The 21,178-nt window shown below is 62.3% G+C and carries 23 protein-coding genes; 21 read left to right on the forward strand and 2 right to left on the reverse strand.

From position 1 onward, the window contains the following. The first annotated feature begins 41 nt into the window (after positions 1-41). The 21 genes from pyrH to BN1969_RS13325 all read left to right on the forward strand — a co-directional run bounded on the left by pyrH (position 42) and on the right by BN1969_RS13325 (position 20,060). Entirely contained in the window at positions 42-758 is a 717-nt protein-coding gene (gene pyrH, locus BN1969_RS13225) for a UMP kinase (RefSeq protein ID WP_050624729.1), read from the forward strand. 39 nt (positions 759-797) lie between these two features. Next, the gene (gene frr / locus BN1969_RS13230; protein WP_050624730.1) at positions 798-1,352 is read left to right on the forward strand and encodes a ribosome recycling factor; all 555 of its coding nucleotides are present in this window, start codon (positions 798-800) and stop codon (positions 1,350-1,352) included. 104 nt (positions 1,353-1,456) lie between these two features. Continuing rightward, positions 1,457-2,203, forward strand: a complete 747-nt coding sequence (locus tag BN1969_RS13235) for an undecaprenyl pyrophosphate synthase (protein WP_050624731.1) — start codon at positions 1,457-1,459, stop codon at positions 2,201-2,203. 3 nt (positions 2,204-2,206) lie between these two features. Continuing rightward, a complete protein-coding gene (locus BN1969_RS13240; RefSeq protein ID WP_050624732.1) occupies positions 2,207-3,025 on the forward strand; it encodes a phosphatidate cytidylyltransferase in 819 nt (272 codons plus the stop codon). 33 nt (positions 3,026-3,058) lie between these two features. After that, on the forward strand, positions 3,059-4,189 hold the full coding sequence (locus tag BN1969_RS13245; RefSeq protein WP_050624733.1) for a 1-deoxy-D-xylulose-5-phosphate reductoisomerase: 1,131 nt from the start codon (positions 3,059-3,061) through the stop codon (positions 4,187-4,189). A gap of 35 nt (positions 4,190-4,224) precedes the next feature. After that, entirely contained in the window at positions 4,225-5,304 is a 1,080-nt protein-coding gene (locus tag BN1969_RS13250) for a M50 family metallopeptidase (protein ID WP_050624734.1), read from the forward strand. A 32-nt stretch (positions 5,305-5,336) separates the two neighbouring features. Further along, entirely contained in the window at positions 5,337-6,374 is a 1,038-nt protein-coding gene (ispG, locus tag BN1969_RS13255) for a flavodoxin-dependent (E)-4-hydroxy-3-methylbut-2-enyl-diphosphate synthase (RefSeq protein WP_050624735.1), read from the forward strand. 59 nt (positions 6,375-6,433) lie between these two features. After that, entirely contained in the window at positions 6,434-10,609 is a 4,176-nt protein-coding gene (locus BN1969_RS13260; protein ID WP_050624736.1) for a PolC-type DNA polymerase III, read from the forward strand. Positions 10,610-10,800: 191 nt separating this feature from the next. Beyond that, complete coding sequence (locus BN1969_RS13265; protein WP_050624737.1) at positions 10,801-11,313, forward strand: ferritin; 513 nt, start codon at positions 10,801-10,803, stop codon at positions 11,311-11,313. A gap of 168 nt (positions 11,314-11,481) precedes the next feature. Continuing rightward, a complete protein-coding gene (gene hisZ, locus BN1969_RS13270) occupies positions 11,482-12,651 on the forward strand; it encodes an ATP phosphoribosyltransferase regulatory subunit (RefSeq protein WP_050624738.1) in 1,170 nt (389 codons plus the stop codon). Further along, positions 12,648-13,289 (forward strand): ATP phosphoribosyltransferase, encoded by a 642-nt coding sequence (hisG, locus tag BN1969_RS13275; RefSeq protein ID WP_050624739.1) that lies wholly within the window; start codon positions 12,648-12,650, stop codon positions 13,287-13,289. Before hisZ ends, hisG begins: the two co-directional genes overlap by 4 nt. Then, a complete protein-coding gene (gene hisD / locus BN1969_RS13280) occupies positions 13,286-14,563 on the forward strand; it encodes a histidinol dehydrogenase (protein ID WP_050624740.1) in 1,278 nt (425 codons plus the stop codon). The genes hisG and hisD overlap by 4 nt, the downstream gene beginning before the upstream one ends. Before the next feature lie 41 nt (positions 14,564-14,604). Then, complete coding sequence (locus BN1969_RS13285; RefSeq protein WP_050624741.1) at positions 14,605-15,465, forward strand: VanW family protein; 861 nt, start codon at positions 14,605-14,607, stop codon at positions 15,463-15,465. Beyond that, positions 15,465-16,076: an imidazoleglycerol-phosphate dehydratase HisB gene (hisB, locus tag BN1969_RS13290; RefSeq protein ID WP_050624742.1), complete on the forward strand. Its 612-nt coding sequence runs from the start codon at positions 15,465-15,467 to the stop codon at positions 16,074-16,076. Before BN1969_RS13285 ends, hisB begins: the two co-directional genes overlap by 1 nt. After that, the gene (gene hisH, locus BN1969_RS13295; protein WP_050624743.1) at positions 16,076-16,684 is read left to right on the forward strand and encodes an imidazole glycerol phosphate synthase subunit HisH; all 609 of its coding nucleotides are present in this window, start codon (positions 16,076-16,078) and stop codon (positions 16,682-16,684) included. The genes hisB and hisH overlap by 1 nt, the downstream gene beginning before the upstream one ends. 39 nt (positions 16,685-16,723) lie before the next feature. Then, positions 16,724-17,623: a 1-(5-phosphoribosyl)-5-[(5-phosphoribosylamino)methylideneamino]imidazole-4-carboxamide isomerase gene (locus tag BN1969_RS18675; RefSeq protein ID WP_050624744.1), complete on the forward strand. Its 900-nt coding sequence runs from the start codon at positions 16,724-16,726 to the stop codon at positions 17,621-17,623. 9 nt (positions 17,624-17,632) lie between these two features. Further along, positions 17,633-18,388 carry an imidazole glycerol phosphate synthase subunit HisF gene (hisF, locus tag BN1969_RS13305; protein WP_050624745.1) on the forward strand — a complete coding sequence of 252 codons (756 nt, stop codon included), beginning with the start codon at positions 17,633-17,635 and terminating at the stop codon, positions 18,386-18,388. A gap of 14 nt (positions 18,389-18,402) precedes the next feature. Continuing rightward, the gene (locus BN1969_RS18065; RefSeq protein ID WP_050624746.1) at positions 18,403-18,597 is read left to right on the forward strand and encodes a hypothetical protein; all 195 of its coding nucleotides are present in this window, start codon (positions 18,403-18,405) and stop codon (positions 18,595-18,597) included. An 8-nt stretch (positions 18,598-18,605) separates the two neighbouring features. After that, positions 18,606-18,926, forward strand: coding sequence for a phosphoribosyl-AMP cyclohydrolase (gene hisI / locus BN1969_RS13315; protein ID WP_050624747.1), 321 nt, complete (start codon positions 18,606-18,608; stop codon positions 18,924-18,926). 54 nt (positions 18,927-18,980) lie between these two features. Beyond that, positions 18,981-19,313, forward strand: a complete 333-nt coding sequence (hisE, locus tag BN1969_RS13320; protein WP_050624748.1) for a phosphoribosyl-ATP diphosphatase — start codon at positions 18,981-18,983, stop codon at positions 19,311-19,313. Between the two features lie 27 nt (positions 19,314-19,340). Beyond that, positions 19,341-20,060, forward strand: a complete 720-nt coding sequence (locus BN1969_RS13325; protein ID WP_050624749.1) for a Bax inhibitor-1/YccA family protein — start codon at positions 19,341-19,343, stop codon at positions 20,058-20,060. A 63-nt stretch (positions 20,061-20,123) separates the two neighbouring features. On the opposite strand, the gene BN1969_RS13330 is transcribed toward BN1969_RS13325, so the two are convergent. Together BN1969_RS13330 and BN1969_RS13335 are read right to left on the reverse strand one after the other, a co-directional pair. Next, a complete protein-coding gene (locus BN1969_RS13330) occupies positions 20,124-20,657 on the reverse strand; it encodes a nitroreductase family protein (RefSeq protein ID WP_050624750.1) in 534 nt (177 codons plus the stop codon). A 36-nt stretch (positions 20,658-20,693) separates the two neighbouring features. Continuing rightward, the gene (locus BN1969_RS13335; protein ID WP_050624751.1) at positions 20,694-21,173 is read right to left on the reverse strand and encodes a YbaK/EbsC family protein; all 480 of its coding nucleotides are present in this window, start codon (positions 21,171-21,173) and stop codon (positions 20,694-20,696) included. Positions 21,174-21,178: the final 5 nt, after the last annotated feature.

Genomic DNA, 21,178 nt, shown 5'->3' on the forward strand with positions numbered 1-21,178 from the left:
ATAGGGATGAATCATTGATCTTGATGCGAGGAGTGTTTCCAATGGAACAGCCAAAGTATAAACGCGTGCTGCTGAAGATCAGCGGCGAGGCCCTGGCGGGGGATGCCTCCCGGGGACTGGACTTCAACGTGATCGGACAGGTGTGCGAGGTCATCAAGGAGTGCACCCAGCTGGGCGTGCAGGTGGGCGTCGTGGTAGGCGGCGGAAACTTCTGGCGCGGGCTGAAGGACGGCGGCGACCGGATGGAACGGGTCCGGGCCGACCACATGGGGATGCTGGCCACCAGCATCAACGCCCTGGCCCTGGCGGACGTGCTGGAGCAGAAGGGAGTGGACGTCCGGGTCCAGACTGCCATCGAGATGCGGGCGGTGGCGGAGCCCTATATCCGCTCCAGAGCCATCCGGCACCTGGACAAGGGCCGGGTGGTCATCTTCGGCTGCGGCACGGGGAACCCCTTCTTCTCCACGGACACAGCTGCGGTCCTGCGGGCGGCGGAGATCGACGCCGATGTGATCCTCCTGGCCAAGAACATCGACGGAGTTTATTCAGCCGACCCCAAGGTGGACCCCAAGGCGGTCAAATACGACACCATCACCTACGACGACGTGCTGGCTCAGCATCTCCAGGTGATGGACTCCACCGCCACCTCGCTCTCCATGGACAACAAGATCCCGGTGCTGCTCTTCGCTCTGAAGGACCCTCAGAACATCATCCGGGCGGTCATGGGAGAGAAGATCGGAACCATTGTAAAAGGCTGAACCAAGGCGCCAGCTGACAACAGAAAGGAAGATTCGACGATGAGCCCTGAGACAAAAGTTTACGATGCCAAGATGCAGAAGACCATCGAAGTGGTCAAGGCCAACTTCGCCTCTGTCCGTGCCGGACGGGCCAATGCCGGCGTGCTGGACCGTATTTTCGTGGAGTACTACGGCACGCCCACCCCGCTCAACCAGGTGGCGGCCATCTCCTCCCCCGACCCCCGCACCCTGATGATCCAGCCCTGGGACGGCACCCTGCTCAAGGCGATCGAGAAGGCCATCCAGACCTCTGACCTGGGCATCAATCCCCAGAACGACGGCCGGGTGATCCGCCTGGGCTTCCCCCAGCTGACAGAGGAGCGCCGCCGGGATCTGACCAAGCAGGTGCACAAGTACGGTGAGGAGGGCAAGGTGGCCCTTCGGAACATCCGGCGCGAGGCCATGGATGAGATCAAAAAACAGGTCAAGAAGAGCGAGATCACCGAAGATGACCAGAAGCAGCTGGAAAAGGAGCTTCAGGACCTGACCGACAAGCGGTGCAAAGAGGTGGATGAGCTGACCGCGAAAAAGGAGCAGGAGCTGATGGCGGTCTGAGCGATGCGGGCTGCACAATGCAGGATGCGGAATGTTCTCAAGACGTTCATTCTTCATTCTGCACGTGCGCTCTCAGCATTTTGTTTGGGTAAGGAAGATCAGATATGCCGCTGTTTACAAAGAAGCCTCAGCCGGAGGTACAGGTTGACTTTCAGGACCTGCCCCGGCATATCGCCATTATCATGGATGGAAATGGCCGGTGGGCCAAAAAGCGGGGGCTGCCCCGTTCGGCGGGACATGCCGCCGGGGCGGAGACTTTCCGCACCATCGCCACCTACTGCAAGGAGATCGGCCTGGAGTATCTGACGGTCTATGCCTTTTCCACGGAAAACTGGAAGCGGCCGGAGGATGAGGTGGGCGCCATCATGGGCCTGCTGAAGAAGTATCTGCTGGAGGCCATCGGACAGATGGAACGGGACAAGGTGAAGATGGAGTTTTTCGGGGACCTCTCTCCGCTGTCCCAGGAGCTCCGGGACCTGTGTGAGCAGACCCGACGCATCTCCAAGAGGTACGACGGCTGTCAGGTGAATATCTGCCTGAATTATGGCGGACGGGACGAGATCCTCCGGGCCGCCCGGGCCTATGCCCTGGACTGTGTAGAGGGGAGGGCGGACCCCAACCACCTGACACAGGAGAACTTCTCCGGCTACCTGTTCTCCCGCGGGGTGCCGGACCCGGACCTGATCATCCGCCCCAGCGGGGAGCTGCGCCTATCCAATTTCCTGCTGTGGGAGTCCGCCTATGCGGAGTTCTACTTTACGGATGTGCTGTGGCCGGATTTCAGCAAAGCAGAGCTGCTGCGGGCCATCGCCAGCTATCAGAGCCGGGCCCGGCGATTTGGAGGTATTTGAGAAATGGTGACGCGCATCCTCTCGGCTGTAGTATTGGCCCCGCTGTTTTTTGTTGTCCTGTTCTTTCTGCCGCCCGTCTTTCTCGCGGTACTGCTGGCATGCATCACCGCGCGGGCGTCCTTTGAGCTGCTGAGGGCCACCAAGGTGGCCCACCACAATGGAATGTATGTCTACACGGCGGCGGCGGCCGGCCTGATCCCCCTGACCTTCTGGCTGGGGTGGGGGAACTGGTCCCTGGCTGCCCTGTCCCTGCTGCTGATGGCCGCTCTTTTTCTGGGGGCCATCCGCCGCTTTGACAGCGGCAGCGCGATCTCCCTGGAGGATCTGCTGGTGTGTATGTTCGGCGGGATCGTGATCCCGGCGTTCCTGTCCACGCTGGTGCTACTCAAGGGGATGGAGAGCGGCAGATATCTGGTCCTGCTGCCGGTGATCTCCGCTTTCCTCACGGATGCGGGCGCCTACTTCGTGGGGGTGTTCTTTGGGAAGCACAAAGGCATCACTCGGGTCAGCCCCAACAAATCACTGGAGGGCTATGCTGGCGGCATCCTGTTCGGGGGGCTGTTCATGCTGCTCTACGGAGCCATTTTGCATCAGTTCGGCGGGATAGAAGTGAATTTCCCTCTGATGGTGGTCTACGGGCTCGTGGGAAGCGCCATTACAGAGCTGGGGGATCTGTCTTTCTCTCTCATCAAGCGTCAGTATGGGATCAAGGACTATGGAAATGTGATCCCCGGCCATGGCGGGATGCTGGACCGCTTCGACAGCATGACCTTTGCGGCTCCGGCTCTCTGGCTGATGGTGACTCTGTTTCCAGCCTTTTAGGCGGATACGGTGGTCAGCGAGGAGTTTTGTCATATGAGCAGATGTATTTCAATATTGGGCTCCACCGGTTCCATCGGGCGGCAATCATTGGATGTGATTGCCGCCTGTGGCATGCGTGCGGCGGCGCTGACTGCCAACCGGAGCGTCCGGGAGCTGGAGGAGCAGGCACGCCGGTTCCGGCCGGAGCTGGCCGTCCTGATGGAGGAGGACGCCGCAGCTGATCTGAAGGTCCGCCTGGCGGACACGGGGGTCCGGGTGGCCGCCGGGATGGAGGGGCTGCTGGAGGCCGCCTCCCTGCCCGGTGCGGACACTGTGCTCACCGCAGTGGTGGGGATGGTGGGGCTGCGCCCCACCCTGGCCGCCATCCGGGAGGGAAAGCGCATCGCCCTGGCCAACAAGGAGACCCTGGTATGTGCGGGGGAGCTGGTGATGTCGGCAGCGGAGGCGTCCGGCGCGGAGATCCTGCCGGTGGACTCGGAGCACTCCGCCCTCTTCCAGAGCCTGGAGGGCTGCCGGGACCGGGGAGGTGTGAAGAGGCTGATCCTGACCTGCTCCGGGGGGCCCTTTTATGGGCGTACGGCCTCAGAGCTGAAAGGAATGACAAGGGAGGACGCCTTACAGCATCCAAACTGGTCCATGGGGGCCAAGATCACTGTGGATTCCGCCACTCTAATGAATAAGGGCCTGGAATTTATCGAGGCGATGCACCTGTACCACATGCCTCCGGAGAAAATTTCCATTGTGATCCACCGGGAGAGTATTATCCACTCCCTTGTGGAATACTGTGATAATGCCATGATCGCCCAGCTGGGGACGCCGGACATGCGTCTGCCCATCCAATACGCCCTGACCTGGCCTGAGCGCATCCCAGGACCGGCCTCACCGCTGGACCTGTGGAACTGTGGGCCGCTCACCTTCGGTACGCCGGATCTGGATACATTCCGCTGCCTTCCCCTGGCACTGGAGGCAGCGCGGACAGGCGGCACAGCGGGGGCCATCTTAAACGGGGCCAATGAGGCGGCGGTGGCCCGGTTCCTGGAGGGGAAGATCGGGTTCCTGGACATCGCAGAACAGGTCGCCCGGGCCATGGATCAGGTCCCTGTGGTCCAGCGGCCCACTCTGGAGGACATTCTGGAGGCGGACCGGGCGGCCCGCGCCGTATGAGACAAGGTCCAGACTGATTTTCTTTTGGAGGTTCTATGCTCGGTTCTGTTCTTTTTTATGTTGTCATCGCGGTACTGATCTTCGGCGTGCTGATCGCCACCCATGAGCTGGGGCATTTTGCCACCGCCAAGCTGCTGGGGGTGCAGGTGAATGAGTTCGCGGTGGGCATGGGGCCCGCTCTCTGGAAGAAGGAGAAGGGGGAGACGCTTTACAGTATTCGTGCCCTGCCCATCGGCGGATACTGCGCCATGGAGGGGGAGGATGAGGAGAGCGACAACCCCCGGGCCTTCGGCCGGGCCAGCGGGTGGAAAAAGATCGTCATCCTCTGCGCCGGGGCTTTCATGAATTTTCTGACCGGCTTTGTGCTGATCCTGATCCTTTTTTCCCAGGCCACCGGTTTCGTGCTGCCCACCATAGACGGCTTTCTGGAGGGCTACGGTGTGGAGGACAGCGGGCTCCAGCCCGGGGACGTGGTCTACTCCCTGGACGGACACCGGATCTACAATTATAATAACCTGACCTTCTTTCTCGGCCGGGCGGGGGATACCCTGGACTTCGTGGTGCTCCGGGACGGCGAGAAGGTCCGCCTGGACGGCGTTGAGATGCCCCTCCAGGCCCGCACGGATGAGGAGGGGAAGACCACATACCTGCGGGGGATCAGCGTGGGGCGGGAGATCATCCCCGCCACCCTGGGCAGCAAGCTGCTGTACAGCTGGTACAACAGCCTGGATTTTGTGCGCACGGTCTGGATCAGCCTGGGAGATCTGGTCTCCGGGGTGGTTGGACTGCGGGACCTGTCAGGCCCGGTGGGCATCGTGACCACCATCTCCCAGGTGGGGACCCAGTCTGAGACGGTGGGGGACGCGGTGTATAACATCCTCTACCTGTCTGCGCTGATCGCAGTGAACCTGGCGGTGATGAATCTGCTGCCCCTCCCCGCGCTGGATGGGGGACGCATTTTCTTTCTGTTCCTGAACGGCCTGCTCTTCGGGCTGTTCCGCAGAAAGATCGACCCAAAGTATGAGGGGTACGTCCATATGGCGGGGCTGGCCCTGCTGCTGACCCTGTCCCTGGCTGTGACTTTCAGCGACGTGGGCAAGCTGTTCGGCGTCTAGCCGGACCAGATATGGGAAAGGAAGCGGTTTCAATGACCAGACAGATCCATGTGGGCGGCATCCCCATCGGCGGCGGGGCGCCGGTCACCATCCAGTCCATGACCAATACCCGCACCGACGATGTGGAGTCCACCCTGTCCCAGATCCGTTCCCTGGCTGCGGCTGGATGTCAGATCGTGCGGGTGGCGGTCCCTGATGGGGCCGCCGCCCGGGCGGTGGCCAAGATCAAGGAGGCCAGTCCGCTCCCAGTGGTGGTGGATATCCACTTCGACTATAAGCTGGCCCTGGAGGCCATCGCGGCCGGAGCGGACAAGGTCCGCATCAATCCGGGCAATATCGGTGGAGAGGACCGGGTCAAGGCGGTGGCAGACGCCTGCCGTCTGCGGGGCATCCCAATCCGCATCGGTGTCAATGGCGGCTCTCTGGAGAAGGGACTGCTGGCCAAATACGGCGGCGTCTGTCCGGAGGCCATGGTGGAGTCAGCCTTCGGCCACATCCGTCTGCTGAACAAATTCGATTTTGACGACATCTGTGTGTCGCTGAAGTCCTCCAGCGTCCCCATGACCATGCGGGCCTATCAGCTGATGAGAGAGAAAAGCAATTATCCTTTACATATTGGCGTTACCGAGGCCGGGACGGTCCGGATGGGCACCCTGAAGTCTGCGGTGGGCATCGGGGGCCTGCTGGCCCTGGGGATCGGGGACACCATACGGGTCTCCCTCTCCGCCGACCCGGTGGAGGAGGTCTACGCGGCCCGGGACATCCTGAAGGCCGCCGGGGTCCGGCGGGAGGGGGCAGAGCTGGTCTCCTGTCCCACCTGCGGGCGGACCCGCATCGATCTGATCGGCCTGGCTGCCCAGGTGGAGGAGCGGCTGAAGGGGGTGGACAAGCCCATCACGGTGGCGGTGATGGGCTGTGCCGTCAACGGGCCGGGGGAGGCGTCTGCCGCCGACTGCGGGATCGCGGGCGGCATCGGCGAAGGCCTCCTGTTCCGAAAAGGGGAGATCGTGAAAAAGGTCCCCCAGGACCGGCTGGTGGACGAGCTGTTTGCCCTGATCGAGGAACTGTAACACAGGGGGCGCTCCACCATCCCACTGACTGAGAATCAAGCGCAAGGAGCATCTGCATCATGTCCAAGAAGATCCCATTTTTACAAATGTTTGCTGCCCTGTGCCAGTGGCAGGAGTTGGCGGAGGCCGTAGAGGGCTGGGTCATTGTGGCCGCGGCCATTGACAAGGCCAGCCGGAGCGCCCTGGTGACCCTGGATGGGGCCAGGGGAGCCGGGGCCAATCTGATCCGCCAGGCAGAGGAGGCCGTGGCCCGGTGCTACGGGCTCGCCTCAGTGAAGTTTCAGATGGCGGCCCCGGAGCCGGAGACCCCCGCCGAAGCGCCGGCACCGGCGGCTCCTTCTGTGCCTGCCTCCGCGCCCCAGACCCGCCCGGCCCATCCTCGGCAGGGGGAGAGCACGGCACCGGAGATGGACGCCTTCGCGCGGACGGAGGCCATTCGGCGGGAGGCGCTGCGGAAGGCCCGGGGGAGCGCGCCGGCGGCCAGACCCAAGGGAAAAGGGGAGGGCAAGCCCTCCGGCAAGACGATTTTCGGGCATGTCATCAAGAAGCGGCCTACCCCCATCGGGGAGCTGGAGCTGGACATGGGCATGGTGGTCATCGAGGGCGATGTCTTTGCCGTGGACAACCGGGAGCTGAAAAAGCGGGGCGCCTGGGTGGTGGCCTTCGATCTGACCGACTACACCGGCTCCATTCGGGTGAACAAATTCTTCCCCGGAGACGAGGGCAAGCCCATCGTGGACGGGGTCAAGAAGGGGATGCACCTCCAGATCCAGGGCCGGCTGAACATGGACCGGTTCTACGGCGACATGGTGCTGGAGCCCATGTCCATCATGGCGGTGCCCAAGCCTATGAAGATGGATGACGCGCCGGAAAAGCGGGTGGAGCTCCACCTGCACACCACCATGTCCGCTATGGACGCCCTCACCTCGGTCGGTCCCAAGCTGGGGCCGGACAAAAACGTGGTCAAGCGGGCGGAGGCCTGGGGCCACCGGGCCATCGCCATCACCGATCACGGGGTGGCCCAGTCCTTCCCGGATGCGTGGCACTCCGCCAAAAATATCAAGATCCTGTACGGCGTGGAGGCGTACTACATCAACGACGTGGATGACAGAGTAGTGGTCCACGGGGAAACAGAACAGCCCTTTGACCAGGAGATCGTCTGCTTCGACATCGAGACCACAGGGCTGAACCGGAAGTACGAGGTCATCATCGAGATCGGCGCCGTAGTGCTGAAAAACGGGGAGATCACCGACCGGTTCAACACCTTTGTCTCCCCCGGCCGCATCCTGAGTCCGGAGATCATCCGCCTGACCGGTATCACCGATGAGATGCTGGTGGGGGCCCCCTCCCAGGAGGAGGCCCTGCGGGCTTTCCTGGCTTTTGCCGGGGACCGGCCCCTGGCGGCCCACAACGCCGACTTCGACATGGGCTTTATCGCCGCCGGCTGCCGGAAATACGGCATTCCCTTCCACAATCCCTCCATCGACAGCCTGATCCTGGCCCAGAACCTGCTGCCTGACCTGGGCAAGTACAAGCTGGACATCGTGGCGGAGCACCTGCACCTGCCCGCCTTCAATCACCACCGGGCCAGCGACGACGCGGCCACGGTGGGCTACATGCTGCCCCCGTTCTTTAAGATGCTGGAGGAGATGGGCCTGCGCCACCTGGGGGAGATCAACGGGGCCATGGTCCACCTGCGCAAGGGAGGAAAGGCCAAGCGCCAGCCCAAGCACCTGATCGTGCTGGCGCGGAACCAGACCGGTCTGCGTAACCTGTACAAGCTCATCTCCCTGGGACATCTGGACTACTTCAAGCGTTACCCCATCATGCTCAAAAGCGTCATCAACGAGAACCGGGAGGGGCTGATCCTGGGCTCCGCCTGCGAGGCGGGCGAGCTCTTCCGGGCGGTGGCGGACGGCAAGGACTGGGAGGAGCTCAAGCGCATCGCCTCCTGGTACGATTATCTGGAGATCCAGCCCCTGTGCAACAATATGTTCATGCTCCGCAAGGGGATGGTCCGCACAGAGGAGGAGCTGCGGGACTTCAACCGGGCCATCGTGGCTCTGGGGAAGGAGCTGGGCAAGCCGGTGTGCGCCACCGGCGACGTCCACTTCCTGGACCCGGAGGACGAGATCTACCGCCACATCCTTCTGGCCTCCAAGGGCTTTGAGGACGCGGACGAGCCCCTGCCCATCTACTTCAAGACCACCACCGAGATGCTGGAGGAATTTTCCTATCTGGGGAAGGAGACCGCCTACGACGTGGTGGTGAGGAATACCAATCTCATCGCGGACTGGTGCGAGCCCATTGAGCCCCTGCCCAAAGGACTGTTTGCCCCCAAGCTTGAGGACTCCGACGGGGAGCTGAAGCGGCTGGTATGGGGCAAGGCCCATGAGCTCTACGGCGAGGAGCCGCCCCAGATCGTGGTGGACCGCATCAACGTGGAGCTGGGGGATATCATCCGCTGCAAGTACGACGTGATCTACATGTCCGCCCAGAAGCTGGTGCAGAACTCCCTGGAGCACGGCTATCTGGTGGGCTCCCGTGGATCGGTGGGCTCCTCTCTGGTGGCATTCATGTCGGGCATCACTGAGGTCAACTCCCTGCCCGCCCACTACCGCTGCCCCAAGTGCAAGCACTCGGACTTTGACTACGCCCAGGACCCCGCCCACCCCTACGGGTGCGGGGCGGATATGCCCGATATGAACTGTCCCGTCTGCGGCACGCCCTATGTGAAGGACGGCTTCAACATCCCCTTCGAGACCTTTCTGGGCTTCGGGGGAGACAAGGTGCCCGATATCGACCTGAACTTCTCCGGCGAGTACCAGTCCAGCGCCCACCGGTACACCTTTGAGCTGTTTGGACAGACCCACGTGTTCCGAGCCGGGACCATTGGTACGGTGGCGGAAAAGACGGCTTTCGGCTATGTGAAGAAGTACCTGGAGGAGCGGGGGAGGACGGCCTCCAAGGCGGAGGAGAACCGCCTGGCTATCGGCTGCACCGGCGTCAAGCGCACCACCGGCCAGCACCCCGGCGGCATGGTGGTCATCCCCCAGGACAAGGAGATCTATGACTTCTGTCCCGTACAGCACCCGGCGGACGACCCCAATACCGATATCGTCACCACCCACTTCGAATATCACTCCATGGAGTCCAACCTGCTGAAGCTGGACATGCTGGGACACGATGACCCCACTATGATCCGAATGCTTCAGGACCTGACTGGGGTGGACCCCCAGAAGATCCCACTGGATGACCCGGAGACCATGTCTATCTTCCAGTCCTCCAAGGTGCTGGGCTATGAGAACGACAAGATCCTGGGGCCCACCGGCGGCACTGCCATCCCGGAGTTCGGCACCTCCTTCGTCCGGGGGATGCTGGAGGACACCCAGCCCAACCAGTTCGATATCCTGGTCCGCCTGTCCGGCTTCTCCCACGGAACCGACGTGTGGCTGGGCAACGCCAAGGACCTGATCACCTCGGGCACCGCCAAGGTCAGCGAGGCCATCGGCTGCCGGGACGACATCATGCTGTTCCTGATCTCCAAGGGGATGGACCCCAAGCGCTCCTTCAAGATCATGGAGGCGGTGCGGAAGGGCCGCGGCCTGCCGGAGGGGGCGGAGGAGGAGATGAAGGAGCACGGGGTGCCTGACTGGTACATCGGCTCCTGTAAGAAGATCGCCTATCTGTTCCCCAAGGCCCATGCGGTGGCCTATGTGATGATGGCCTTCCGCATCGCCTGGTTCAAGGTCCACCGGCCTCTGGCCTTTTACGCCGCCTACTTCTCCATCCGGGCCAAGGCATTTGACCAGGAGTTCATGTGCCAGGGGATGGATGTGTGCCAGAAGAAGATGAGGGAGATCATCGCCAAGGACAAGGACGCCTCCGCGGTGGAGCAGGACATGCTCACCACCTTGGAGGTGTGCTATGAGTTCTATCTGCGTGGATTCACCTTCCGAAGGATGGACCTGTACCTGTCGGACGCCCTCCACTTCCGGGTGGACGAGGAACACAAGGCGCTGATCCCGCCCTTCATCTCGGTGGCGGGGCTGGGGGAAACGGCGGCTCTGTCCCTGGCGGAGCAGGCTAAGGGACGGAGGTTCATCTCTGTGGAGGAGGTCTCCGCTGCCTGCCCCAAGGTCTCCAAGACCCACATCGACAAGCTGACGGAGGCGGGGGCTTTCGGAGATATGCCGGCCACCAGCCAGCTGGACCTGTTCGCCATGCTGGGGTGACCGATGGAACGGTCTGCACAGATGGATGGGATCGAGGTTGCCGGATGCCCGGTTCTGTGTTAGGATAGAGGCAGATCGTGGAGAGGTCGGGGTCCTGATCCGTCTGTCTGTCCCGCACCAGAGCGGGGAACAGAGGGGGAGGATCTTGACTCAGAAAGAGTTTCAGAAAAAAGAAAAAGGAGTTGTTTTTTATGCTGGACGCAAAGGTCGCGCAGCTGCTCAACGAGCAGGTCAACAAGGAGTTTTATTCCGCCTATCTGTACCTGGATTTCTCCATCTACTATGAGGAGGAGGGCCTGGATGGCTTTGCCAACTGGTACAAGATCCAGGCGCAGGAAGAGCGGGATCACGCCATGCTGATGGTGCAGTATCTCCAGAACAACGGCGGAAAGGTGACGCTGGAGGCCATCGCCAAGCCCGACAGGGAGCTGACCAGCCGCCTGCGGGTGCTGGAGCTGGGGCTGGAGCACGAGCGGTATGTCACCGGCCTGATCCACACGCTGTATGAAGCCGCTTACAGCGCCAAGGATTTTCGGACGATGCAGTTCCTGGACTGGTTCGTCAAGGAGCAGGGGGAGGAGGAGAAGAACGCCGAGGACCTGATCAAAAAGATGAAGCTCTACGGCGAGGACGCCAAGGGGCTGTATATGCTCAACAGCGAGATGGCCGCCCGGGTCTACACCGCCCCCTCTCTCGTGCTGTGACCCCAATTTGCTTTGCGCGGAGCAGGACCGGAACGGGTCCTGCTCCGCGCCGCTTTTTCCGGGGCGCAAGATTTTTCTTGACAGCACTTTCTTGTAGTAGTATATTAGCGTAGTAAAGAATGAAAGCGGAGACAGCGCGCTGTCCCGCGGTTGACAAGGAGCCAGATCATGAAATTGACTGTCAATACCCCGGAGGGCACCCGCGACCGTCTGTTTGCCGAGTGCATGGGCCGCCGACAGGTGCAGGAGCGGCTGATCCGTCTCTTCCGCCAGCGGGGCTATCGGGAGGTCTCCACCCCGGAGACGGAGTTTTACGACCTATTTGCCCGCTCGGGCAGTGCCATCCCCCAGGAACAAATGGTACAGGTGTTCGACCAAAGTGGGAAGCTCTGCGTCATGCGGCCGGATTCCACCACCCCCATCGCCCGGGTGGCGGCCACAAAGCTTCGGGCCCTGCCCCTGCCCCAGCGGCTGTACTACGACCAGACCGTGTACCGGGCTGGGCCGGCCCACAGCGGCGGGAACCGGGAGCTCCCCCAGTGCGGGGTGGAGCTGATCGGAGCCGCCGGGATGAAAGCGGATCTGGAGATGGTGGCCACAGCAGTGGACGCCCTGCGGGTGTGCGGGGCCTCACGGTTCCATGTGGAGCTGGGCCACGCCGGCTTCTTCCGGGATGTGGCCGCCCGGATGGAGCTGGAGGAGGGGGAGATGGAGCGGATGCGGGCCCTGATCGAGGGCAAAAACTTCGCCGCCCTGCGGGATATGTTCGCCCCCTTCCGGGAGAACCCCGCCAGCGCGGCCCTGCTGCGCCTCTCCCGGCTGTTCGGCGGGCCGGAGGTGCTGGATGAGGCGGAGGCGCTGGCCGGGGAGACGGAGGCGGTGGAGTACCTCCGAGCCCTGTACGGGGAACTGTCCGCGGCGGGATACGGCGCGCTGGTCCGCTTTGACCTGGGGATGGTCCACCAGATCGACTACTATACTGGCGTGGTCTTCCGGGGCTATGTGGAGGGAGCAGGGGATGCGGTGCTGTCTGGCGGACGCTACGACTCGCTGGTGGGGGTATTCGGCCGGGAGGCCCAGGCCACCGGCTTTGCCGTAGATGTGGACGCTATGGCCCGCACCCTGCCCGAGGCTGCCCCATCCGCGCTGGACACTGTGGTCCACTACGCCCCCGGCTACTTGGCCAAGGCGCTGGAGGCGGTGGACAGCCGGCCGGCGGGGACCTGTGAGCTCTCCCCCTGCCGCACGCTGGAATCCAGCTGCAGCCTGGCCAGGGAGAAGGGCGCCAAGACTGTGCTGGTCTTTGATGTGACCGGAGAAAGGGTGGTGAAGGTATGAGCGGCCGTCTGCGTATCGCCCTGACCAAGGGGCGGCTCCAGGACAAGTCGGTGGAGCTGTTTGAGAGGATGGGGCTGGACTGCACCCCCGTCCGGGACCCGGGGCGGCGGCTGGTCCACGCCATCCCCAACTATCCCCTGGACGCTGTGCTGGCCAAGGCGCCCGACGTCATCACCTATGTGGAGCACGGGGTATGTGACCTGGGGGTGGTGGGCAAGGATACCATCCTGGAGAAGGGGGGCGCCTTCTATGAGGTGCTGGACCTGGGCTTCGGCCGCTGCCGCTTCGCTCTGGCAGTGAAGGAGGGGACCGACTTCTATGGGACCTATAAGACCCGGCGAGTGGCCTCCAAGTATCCGGCGGTGACCCGGGCCTTTTTCGCGGAGAAGGGGATGGATGTGGACATCATCAAGATCGAGGGCAGCGTGGAGCTGGCCCCCATCCTCTCTCTGACGGATGCCATTGTGGATATCGTGGAGACCGGGGCTACCCTGAAGGCCAACGGCCTGGTGCCCATCGAGACAGTGGCCCCGGTGTCCGCACGGCTGATCGTCAACACCGCCAGCATGAAGCTGCACAAGAGCCAGATCAACGATTTTATCGACCGCTGTGAGGCGGAATTGGAGAGAGACATATGATTTCCATCATCAAAGCGGATGGCACTTCCGAGGTGCGGCAGCTGGAGGCCATGCGCGCCCGCGCCGCACAGAAAAACGCAGATATCGAGCTAGCTGTCTCAGCAGTCATGCAGAATGTAAAGGAAAATGGCCTTTCGGCTGTCCGGGACTACTCCCGGCAGTTCGACCATAGGGAGCCCTATGAGCTCACCAGGGCGCAGCTGGAGGAGGCCTACCGCAGCTGTCCGGCGGAGCTGATCGCCGCCCTGGAGCACGCCGCGGCCAATATCCGGGACTACAACGAGAAGCTGCTCTCCCGGACCATGGAGTGGACCTCACCGGACGGAGGCCGGGTGGGCCGGATCGTCCGAGGGCTGAGCCGGGTGGGCATCTACGTCCCAGGCGGGACCGCCGCCTATCCCAGTAGCGTGCTGATGAACGCCGTCCCCGCCAAGGTGGCGGGGGTGGAGGAGATCGTCATGGTGACACCGCCCACCGAGAATCTGAACGCCGCCGTGCTGGCGGCGGCCCGCATCGCCGGCGTGGACCGGTGCATTGCAGTGGGCGGCGCCCAGGCGGTGGCCGCTCTGACCTACGGGGCGGGCTTCATCCCCCGGGTGGACAAACTGGTGGGGCCTGGCAACGCCTATGTGGCCGCCGCCAAACGCCTGGCCTACGGCAGTCTGGACATCGACATGGTGGCCGGCCCCTCGGAGGTGCTGGTCATTGCCGACAGGCCGGCGGACCCGAAGTACGTGGCCGCGGACCTGCTCAGCCAGGCGGAGCACGACAGGCTGGCCTCCGCCGTGCTGCTCACCGACAGCTGGGAGCTGGCCCAGGCGGTGGACCGGGAGGTGGTCCGGCAGACCGGGTATCTGGAGCGCTCGGAGATCATGGAGGAATCCCTGCGGGACTTCGGGTGCGCCATCGTCTGTGACAGCCTGGAGCGCTGTGTGGAGCTGGCAAACGAGATCGCCCCGGAGCACCTTGAGATCATGACGGAGGAGCCCAGGGCCCTGCTGCCTCTGGTGAAGAACGCCGGAGCGGTCTTCCTGGGGGCCTATACGCCGGAACCCCTGGGGGACTATCTGGCCGGCCCGGACCATGTGCTGCCCACCAGCGGCACCGCCCGCTTCTTCTCGCCCCTGAGCGTGGACAGCTTTTTGAAGACCATGAGCGTGCTGGAATTCGACCGAGCCGCCCTGGCGCCCATTGCCGGGGAGATCATCACACTGGCAGAGACCGAGCATCTGACTGCCCACGCCAACTCCATCCGGGTGCGGATGGACGGCTGACAGCCCCCGGAGGGGGAACGGGAAAGGAGATCGGGATGAGAATGTCCAAGCGGGCAGATCCCCACGGCCTGCGGTCCAAGCACCGCTCCGCCCTGCGCCTGTGCCTGGGGACCGCCTACTACTCGGCGCGGCGGTACCTGCTGTGGATGTCCGGCAAGTATCGGTTCGCCTCCCAGCGGCAGAAGGACAGGCTGCCCTGCGTCCATATGGCCCACCACACCCCTCTGCTCCGAAAGCTGAAGGATGTGGAGATGCAGTATCAGCACAATAAGATCACCAATTTGAAGCTGGCGGTGGCCCGGCTGGACGGGATCGTGGTCCAGCCGGGGGAGACGCTGAGCTATTGGAAGCTTATCGGCCGCCCCACCTACCGGAAGGGGTATCTGGACGGTGTGCTGCTGAAAAACGGGACCGTGCAGTACGGATGCGGCGGGGGGCTGTGTCAGCTGTCCAATCTCATCTTTTGGATGACCCTGCACACCCCGCTGGAGGTGAAGGAGCGTCACCGCCATGGCTACGACGTCTTTCCCGACTCCAACCGGACCCAGCCCTTTGGGAGCGGAGCCACCTGCTTCTATCCCTACGGAGACCTGATGATCTATAATCCCACGGACCGGCCCTTCCAGCTGTGCCTCCGGGTGGGAGAGACGGACCTGGAGGGGGAGTGGCGCTCCGACCGGCCGCCCCAGTTCCGGTATCAGATCGTGGAGCGTCATCATGAGATGCGCCATGAGTGGTGGGGCGGATGCAGCCGCCACAATGAGCTGTATCTCCAGGTCTTTGATCTGGAGGGAGAGCTGCTGGAGGACCGGCTGGTGGTGGAGAACCACGCGATGATGATGTACACCCCGTTTTTGGAGGACAATGCTCCCGACGGGGGGCGGGAAGAGGAGGAAAAATAATGGAAATCCCAGTATATGAGGCGGAGGAGAGCCCTTGCCGGGCCTATGTCATCCAGCGCAGGACCAAGGAGACCCGGATCAGCGTGGACCTGTGCCTGGAAGGCGGCGAGATCCGCATATCCACCGGCATAGGCTTTTTTGACCACATGCTCACAGCCTTCGCTTTTTACGGCGGACTGGGGCTGAAAATAGAGGCCGAGGGAGATCTGGAGGTAGACGGCCACCACACGGTGGAGGACACGGGCATCGTCCTTGGCCAGGCTCTGAACCGGGCCCTGGGGGATCGGAAGGGGCTCCGCCGCTTCGCCTCCGCCTGTATCCCAATGGACGAGGCCCTGTGCTTCACGGTTCTGGACTTTTCTAACCGGCCCTTCCTGGTCTTTGACGCTGATATGCCTCAGCCTATGATCGGGACTTATGATCCCTGCCTCACCGAAGAGTTTCTGCGGGCCCTTGCAGTAAACAGCGGCCTCACTCTGCATATGAAGTGCCTTTATGGAAAAAATGCCCACCACATCACAGAGGCCCTCTTCAAGTCCCTGGGAGCGGCGGTGAAGGAGGCCGTTCAAATCACCGGTACCGGCGTCACTTCCACCAAGGGGGTGCTGTGATGGGCACAGTTGCCATCGTGGACTACGGGGTGGGCAATCTGAAGAGTGTGGCCAACGCCCTGAGCTATCTCGGCTGCAGCAGCTGCATCACCGCCGACCCGGCGGAGCTGGAACGGGCTGACGCCATTATCCTGCCTGGAGTGGGGGCCTTCCCGGACGCGGCGGACCGGCTGCGGAGCGGAGGGCTGGACCAGCATGTGCTGGCCCAGGGTCAGAAGAAGCCGGTGCTGGGCATCTGCCTGGGGATGCAGCTGCTGCTGGAGCAGGGGCGGGAGGTGCGCCCCTGTCCCGGTCTGGGGGTGATCCGCGGCACAGTGGACCGGATACCCACCCAAAGCAAGCTGCCCCACATTGGATGGAACAGCCTGCGGTTTTTTCACCACTCGCCCCTGTTCCGGGGGCTGGACGAGGGGGCGTATGTCTACTTCGTCCACTCCTTCAGCGCCCAAGACACCGATCCTGCCCAGGTGATCGCTGTCACCGATTACGGGTCGGCGGTGACAGCGGCGGTGTCCAGCGGGAACTTCTACGGGACCCAGTTCCACCCGGAGAAGAGCGGCGAGGTGGGGCTGACCATCCTGCGCAATTTCGCAGGGCTGAACTGCTGAGGACCGGCAGGATCTGAACAGAAAGGGAGCGACAGAGCCATGTATATTCTGCCCGCCATTGATTTAAAAGACAGAAAAGTAGTTCGCCTTTACAAGGGGGATTTCAACACGGTCCACCAGGTGGCCCAGGACCCACTGGAGACCGCCCGTGCCTTTTCCGAGGCCGGTGCCCGCTGGATTCATATGGTGGACCTGGACGGAGCCAGGGGAGGCACCCGAATCAACGGCGGGATCGTGGCGGAGGTCACCGCCCGCTCCGGTCTCCAGGTGGAGCTGGGGGGCGGCATCCGGTGCATGGAGGACTTGGAGGCGGTGTTCCAGGCCGGGGTGGGGCGGGCCGTTATTGGCTCGGCTGCGGTGAGCGACCCTGATTTTGTCCGCGCTGCGGCGGAGCGCTATGGGGAGCGCGTCGCGGTGGGGGTCGACACCCAGGACGGCAGAGTCAGGACCGCGGGCTGGGTGGAGGACTCTGGGTTGGGCTACTTGGAGTTTGCAAAGTTTATGATGGAAGTTGGAGTAAAGAATATTATCTTTACAGATATTGAGANTTTTGTCCGCGCTGCGGCGGAGCGCTATGGGGAGCGCGTCGCGGTGGGGATCGACACCCAGGACGGCAGAGTCAGGACCGCGGGCTGGGTGGAGGACTCTGGATTGGACTACTTGGAGTTTGCAAAGTTTATGATGGAAGTTGGAGTAAAGAATATTATCTTTACAGATATTGAGACGGACGGCGCCCTCTCCGGTCCCTCCTTTGCCCGGCTGGAGGCCCTAAAACAGGTGTACACCGGGAATATTGTGGCCTCCGGCGGCGTATCGTCCAATGAGGATATCCGCCGTCTGGCCCGCATGGGGCTGTACGGGGCCATCGTGGGAAAGGCGTACTACGCGGGGACGGTGGATCTGGCCCAGGCAGTGCGGGACGCCGGCCGTCAGGATTGAGGTGATCGTATGCTGGCAAAGCGCATCATCCCCTGTCTGGACGTCCGGGACGGGCGTGTGGTCAAGGGAGTCAACTTTGTGAATATCCGGGACGCCGGGGACCCGGTGGAGCTGGCCCGGTTCTACTCGGACCAGGGGGCGGACGAGATCGTCTTTCTGGACATCACCGCTACCAGCGACGGCCGGGCCACAGTGGCGGACGTGGTGGAGCGGACTGCGGAGCAGGTGTTCGTCCCCCTGACCGTGGGCGGCGGCATCCGCACCCTGGAGGACTTCCGGCAGCTCCTCCGGGCGGGTGCGGACAAGATCTCCGTGAATTCCGCCGCGGTGAAGGACCCGGGGCTGATCTCCCGGGCGGCGGAGCGATTCGGCTCCCAGTGCGTGGTGCTGGCCATCGATGCCCGGCGGCGGCCGGAGGGCAGCTATGAGGTGGTGGTGGCCGGAGGGCGTACCCCCACCGGCCTGGACGCCGTAGAGTGGGCCCGGAGGGGCGAGGCGCTGGGAGCGGGGGAGATCCTGCTCACCTCCATGGACGCAGACGGCACCAAGGCGGGCTTTGATCTGGAGATGACCCGGGCCGTGACCCAGGCGGTCTCCATCCCTGTCATCGCCTCCGGAGGTTGCGGCAGCCTGGAGCACTTTGCCCAGGTCTTCGCAGAGACAGACTGTGATGCGGCTCTGGCCGCCTCCCTGTTCCACTTCGGGGAGCTGACAGTGCCCCAGGTGAAGGAGTATCTGCGGAAGCGGAAGATCCCGGTGCGCTGAGAGGAACGGATGCCATGCTGGACGATCTGCTGGAGCTGGTGCTGGACGTGGGCGGAGAGCTGCTGTTCTCCCGAAAGAAGGGGGAGCAGGGCAAGCCAGAGGGCCAGCCGTCTGTCCCGGACGGCGGCCGGAGGCAGCAGAAGACCGCTTTTCAGCCTGGAAAGGACCCGTGGGAGTACCAGGTAAAAAAACCACCCTGGGAGAAATGAGGATAGATATGTTTGATTTGGACCAGCTGTTTCAAAAATCAGAGCTGATCCCAGTGATCATCCAGCATGCCCGGACGAAGGACGTGCTGATGCTGGGCTTTACGAATCGGGAGGCAGTGGAGCGGACGCTCCAGACAAAGACTGCCTGGTTTTGGAGCCGGAGCCGGGGCAAACTATGGAACAAGGGGGAGACCTCCGGCCACTTCCTCCATGTGGAGCAGATCTTTACCGACTGCGATACCGACACCCTGCTCTATTTTTGCCTGCCCGACGGCCCTACCTGTCACACAGGACGAGACAGTTGCTTTTTTCAGGAGATTATGTTATGATACCCATAGTTCCGCTGGGGAGTTGACTCCCCGTTTTGGGGAGCGGATAGGAGAATGTCTGTGAACGACGTATGGAAGCAGTTGTATCAGGTGGTCCAGGACCGGAAGGCCAGCCCCCAGGAGGGGTCTTATACCTGCTACCTCTTTGACAAGGGGCTGGATAAGATCCTGAAAAAAGTGGGAGAGGAATGTGCAGAGACCATCATCGCCGCCAAGAATGGGCGGCAGGAGGAGACGGTGGGGGAGATCTCAGACCTGATCTACCATCTCACCGTGATGATGGCCCAGCAGAACATCCCTCTGGAAGCTGTGCTGGAGGAGCTGGACCGCCGCAGTCACAAGATCGGGAATCTGAAGCAGTTTCATGTTGCCGATCACAACACCTGACCGATCAGGAAGAAAGGAGCTGTTTTTATGAGCTTTGATCCCTATGAGTTTGACCGGGACTATGGGCAGTCCAGCCGGATGGAGAGCATCGGGCAATATACGGCCAAGACATTTTTATGGATGGTGCTGGGGCTTCTAGTCACCTTCGGGATCGCCCTGCTGGGCTGGGTCACCAATGCCACACTCTACGCCTTGGCCTATGTGCCTTATATCCATCTGATCGTACTGATCGCCACCATCGTACTGTCCATCACGATGGTCTCCCGCATTGAAAAGATGTCAGTGGGGACAGCCAGAGGGATCTTTATCGCCTTTTCCGCGCTGTTCGGCTTCACCATGTCCATGTACCTGTATATCTTTGAGTTTGGGAGCCTGATTTTCGTATTCCTGGCCACTGCGGCTTATTTCGCGGTGCTGGCTGCCTACGGCTATTTTACCAAGGCAGACCTGACCCGGCTGCGCCCCATCCTTTTCACTGGACTGGTGTTCCTGTTCGTATTCGCGCTGGTCAGCCTGTTTATCCCCGGCTTTACCGCCCTGGACCGGATCTTCTGCCTGGCGGGCATCGCCATCTTCCTGGGCTATACTGCCTATGATACCCAGAAGATCAAAGCCTACTACAACTACTATGCGGGCTACCCCGACATGCTGGAGAAGGCGTCTATTTTCTCCGCCCTTCAGTTGTACCTGGATTTCATCAACCTGTTTTTGTACCTGCTGCGCTTTTTGGGCAAGTCCCGGAATTGAGCGCGCCGCTGAACAGAGAAAGAGAGGACCTGTCTCACAGACAGGTCCTCTTTTCCATTTTGTTCATCGATAGCTGAGAAGGAGGGAGGTCTCCTTGCGCCTGGGAGCGGCGGGGGACTCATCGGGATAGCCGAGGGCGATCAGGGCCATCAGCTCCTGATCCTCCGGGATCTGGAGATACGCCTCCAGGCCTTTCCGGTCAAAGACGCCCATGACCACGGTGCCCAGCCCCAGGTCGTGGGCGGCCAGGCATAGGGTCTGGCAGGCAATGCCGCAGTCGTAGTACTGCCAGCCCGCCTCCCGGTCAGTGGAGAAGGAACCGTCCCGCTCGAAGCCGGAGCGGCCTTTCACAAAGGTCTGGGCAATGAGCAGGGGGCAGTTGCCGATGATCCGGGCGTTGAAGGGGGCGTAAGTGCGGCAGATCTCCTCCAGGACCTTGGGGTCCTCAATGGCAATATACCGGCTGATCTGGGTGTTCTTCCAGGAGGGGGCATAGGCGGCCAGCGAGATGATCTGCTCCACAAGCCGGTGCTCCACCTTCCGGTCTGTAAATTTCCGCACGCTGCGGCGGGTCAGGATACAGTCTTTTGTCTCCATGGAAACAGGGCGCTCCTTTCTGATGGGAAAACAGGGTCAGGGGGTCTCTTGCCAGCCCTTGCACACGTCGATCCATCCCAGGCTGTGGGAGTACTCCGCCAGCTCGTCACAGGTGAGCTGGATCGCGGAGTTGCTGCTGCCCGCCGCGGGGAAGACAGTCTCGAAGCGCTGGAGGGACACATCCAGGTAGGTACGCACCCCATCCGGGTTGGCAAAAGGGCAGACGCCGCCCACCGCATGGCCTGTAAAGGAATATACCTGCTCAGGACTGAGCATCTTTGCCTTGGTGTGGAACATGGCTTTGAACTTGGAATTGTCGATTTTGGCGTCCCCTGCGGTCACAATCAGCACACAGCCCTCGTCCACCAGGAAGGAGAGGGTCTTGGCGATCCGGGCGGGGATGACGCCGGCGGCTTGGGCGGCCAGCTCCACCGTGGCGCTGGAGGTCTCAAATTCCAGGATATCCTGCTCACGGCCTAAAGGCTGGAAATATTGCCGGACTTTTTCAATGGACATGCCGC

The organism is Clostridium phoceensis (assembly GCF_001244495.1).
Taxonomy (GTDB): domain Bacteria; phylum Bacillota; class Clostridia; order Oscillospirales; family Oscillospiraceae; genus Lawsonibacter; species Lawsonibacter asaccharolyticus.

What these genes read in the sequence shown, in the direction of transcription:
- pyrH (WP_050624729.1), top strand. Translation starts at nt 42, where the DNA reads ATGGAACAGCCAAAGTATAAACGCGTGCTGCTGAAGATCAGCGGCGAG.
- frr (WP_050624730.1), top strand. Translation starts at nt 798, where the DNA reads ATGAGCCCTGAGACAAAAGTTTACGATGCCAAGATGCAGAAGACCATC.
- BN1969_RS13235 (WP_050624731.1), top strand. Translation starts at nt 1,457, where the DNA reads ATGCCGCTGTTTACAAAGAAGCCTCAGCCGGAGGTACAGGTTGACTTT.
- BN1969_RS13240 (WP_050624732.1), top strand. Translation starts at nt 2,207, where the DNA reads ATGGTGACGCGCATCCTCTCGGCTGTAGTATTGGCCCCGCTGTTTTTT.
- BN1969_RS13245 (WP_050624733.1), top strand. Translation starts at nt 3,059, where the DNA reads ATGAGCAGATGTATTTCAATATTGGGCTCCACCGGTTCCATCGGGCGG.
- BN1969_RS13250 (WP_050624734.1), top strand. Translation starts at nt 4,225, where the DNA reads ATGCTCGGTTCTGTTCTTTTTTATGTTGTCATCGCGGTACTGATCTTC.
- ispG (WP_050624735.1), top strand. Translation starts at nt 5,337, where the DNA reads ATGACCAGACAGATCCATGTGGGCGGCATCCCCATCGGCGGCGGGGCG.
- BN1969_RS13260 (WP_050624736.1), top strand. Translation starts at nt 6,434, where the DNA reads ATGTCCAAGAAGATCCCATTTTTACAAATGTTTGCTGCCCTGTGCCAG.
- BN1969_RS13265 (WP_050624737.1), top strand. Translation starts at nt 10,801, where the DNA reads ATGCTGGACGCAAAGGTCGCGCAGCTGCTCAACGAGCAGGTCAACAAG.
- hisZ (WP_050624738.1), top strand. Translation starts at nt 11,482, where the DNA reads ATGAAATTGACTGTCAATACCCCGGAGGGCACCCGCGACCGTCTGTTT.
- hisG (WP_050624739.1), top strand. Translation starts at nt 12,648, where the DNA reads ATGAGCGGCCGTCTGCGTATCGCCCTGACCAAGGGGCGGCTCCAGGAC.
- hisD (WP_050624740.1), top strand. Translation starts at nt 13,286, where the DNA reads ATGATTTCCATCATCAAAGCGGATGGCACTTCCGAGGTGCGGCAGCTG.
- BN1969_RS13285 (WP_050624741.1), top strand. Translation starts at nt 14,605, where the DNA reads ATGTCCAAGCGGGCAGATCCCCACGGCCTGCGGTCCAAGCACCGCTCC.
- hisB (WP_050624742.1), top strand. Translation starts at nt 15,465, where the DNA reads ATGGAAATCCCAGTATATGAGGCGGAGGAGAGCCCTTGCCGGGCCTAT.
- hisH (WP_050624743.1), top strand. Translation starts at nt 16,076, where the DNA reads ATGGGCACAGTTGCCATCGTGGACTACGGGGTGGGCAATCTGAAGAGT.
- hisF (WP_050624745.1), top strand. Translation starts at nt 17,633, where the DNA reads ATGCTGGCAAAGCGCATCATCCCCTGTCTGGACGTCCGGGACGGGCGT.
- BN1969_RS18065 (WP_050624746.1), top strand. Translation starts at nt 18,403, where the DNA reads ATGCTGGACGATCTGCTGGAGCTGGTGCTGGACGTGGGCGGAGAGCTG.
- hisI (WP_050624747.1), top strand. Translation starts at nt 18,606, where the DNA reads ATGTTTGATTTGGACCAGCTGTTTCAAAAATCAGAGCTGATCCCAGTG.
- hisE (WP_050624748.1), top strand. Translation starts at nt 18,981, where the DNA reads ATGTCTGTGAACGACGTATGGAAGCAGTTGTATCAGGTGGTCCAGGAC.
- BN1969_RS13325 (WP_050624749.1), top strand. Translation starts at nt 19,341, where the DNA reads ATGAGCTTTGATCCCTATGAGTTTGACCGGGACTATGGGCAGTCCAGC.
- BN1969_RS13330 (WP_050624750.1), bottom strand. Translation starts at nt 20,657, where the DNA reads ATGGAGACAAAAGACTGTATCCTGACCCGCCGCAGCGTGCGGAAATTT.
- BN1969_RS13335 (WP_050624751.1), bottom strand. Translation starts at nt 21,173, where the DNA reads ATGTCCATTGAAAAAGTCCGGCAATATTTCCAGCCTTTAGGCCGTGAG.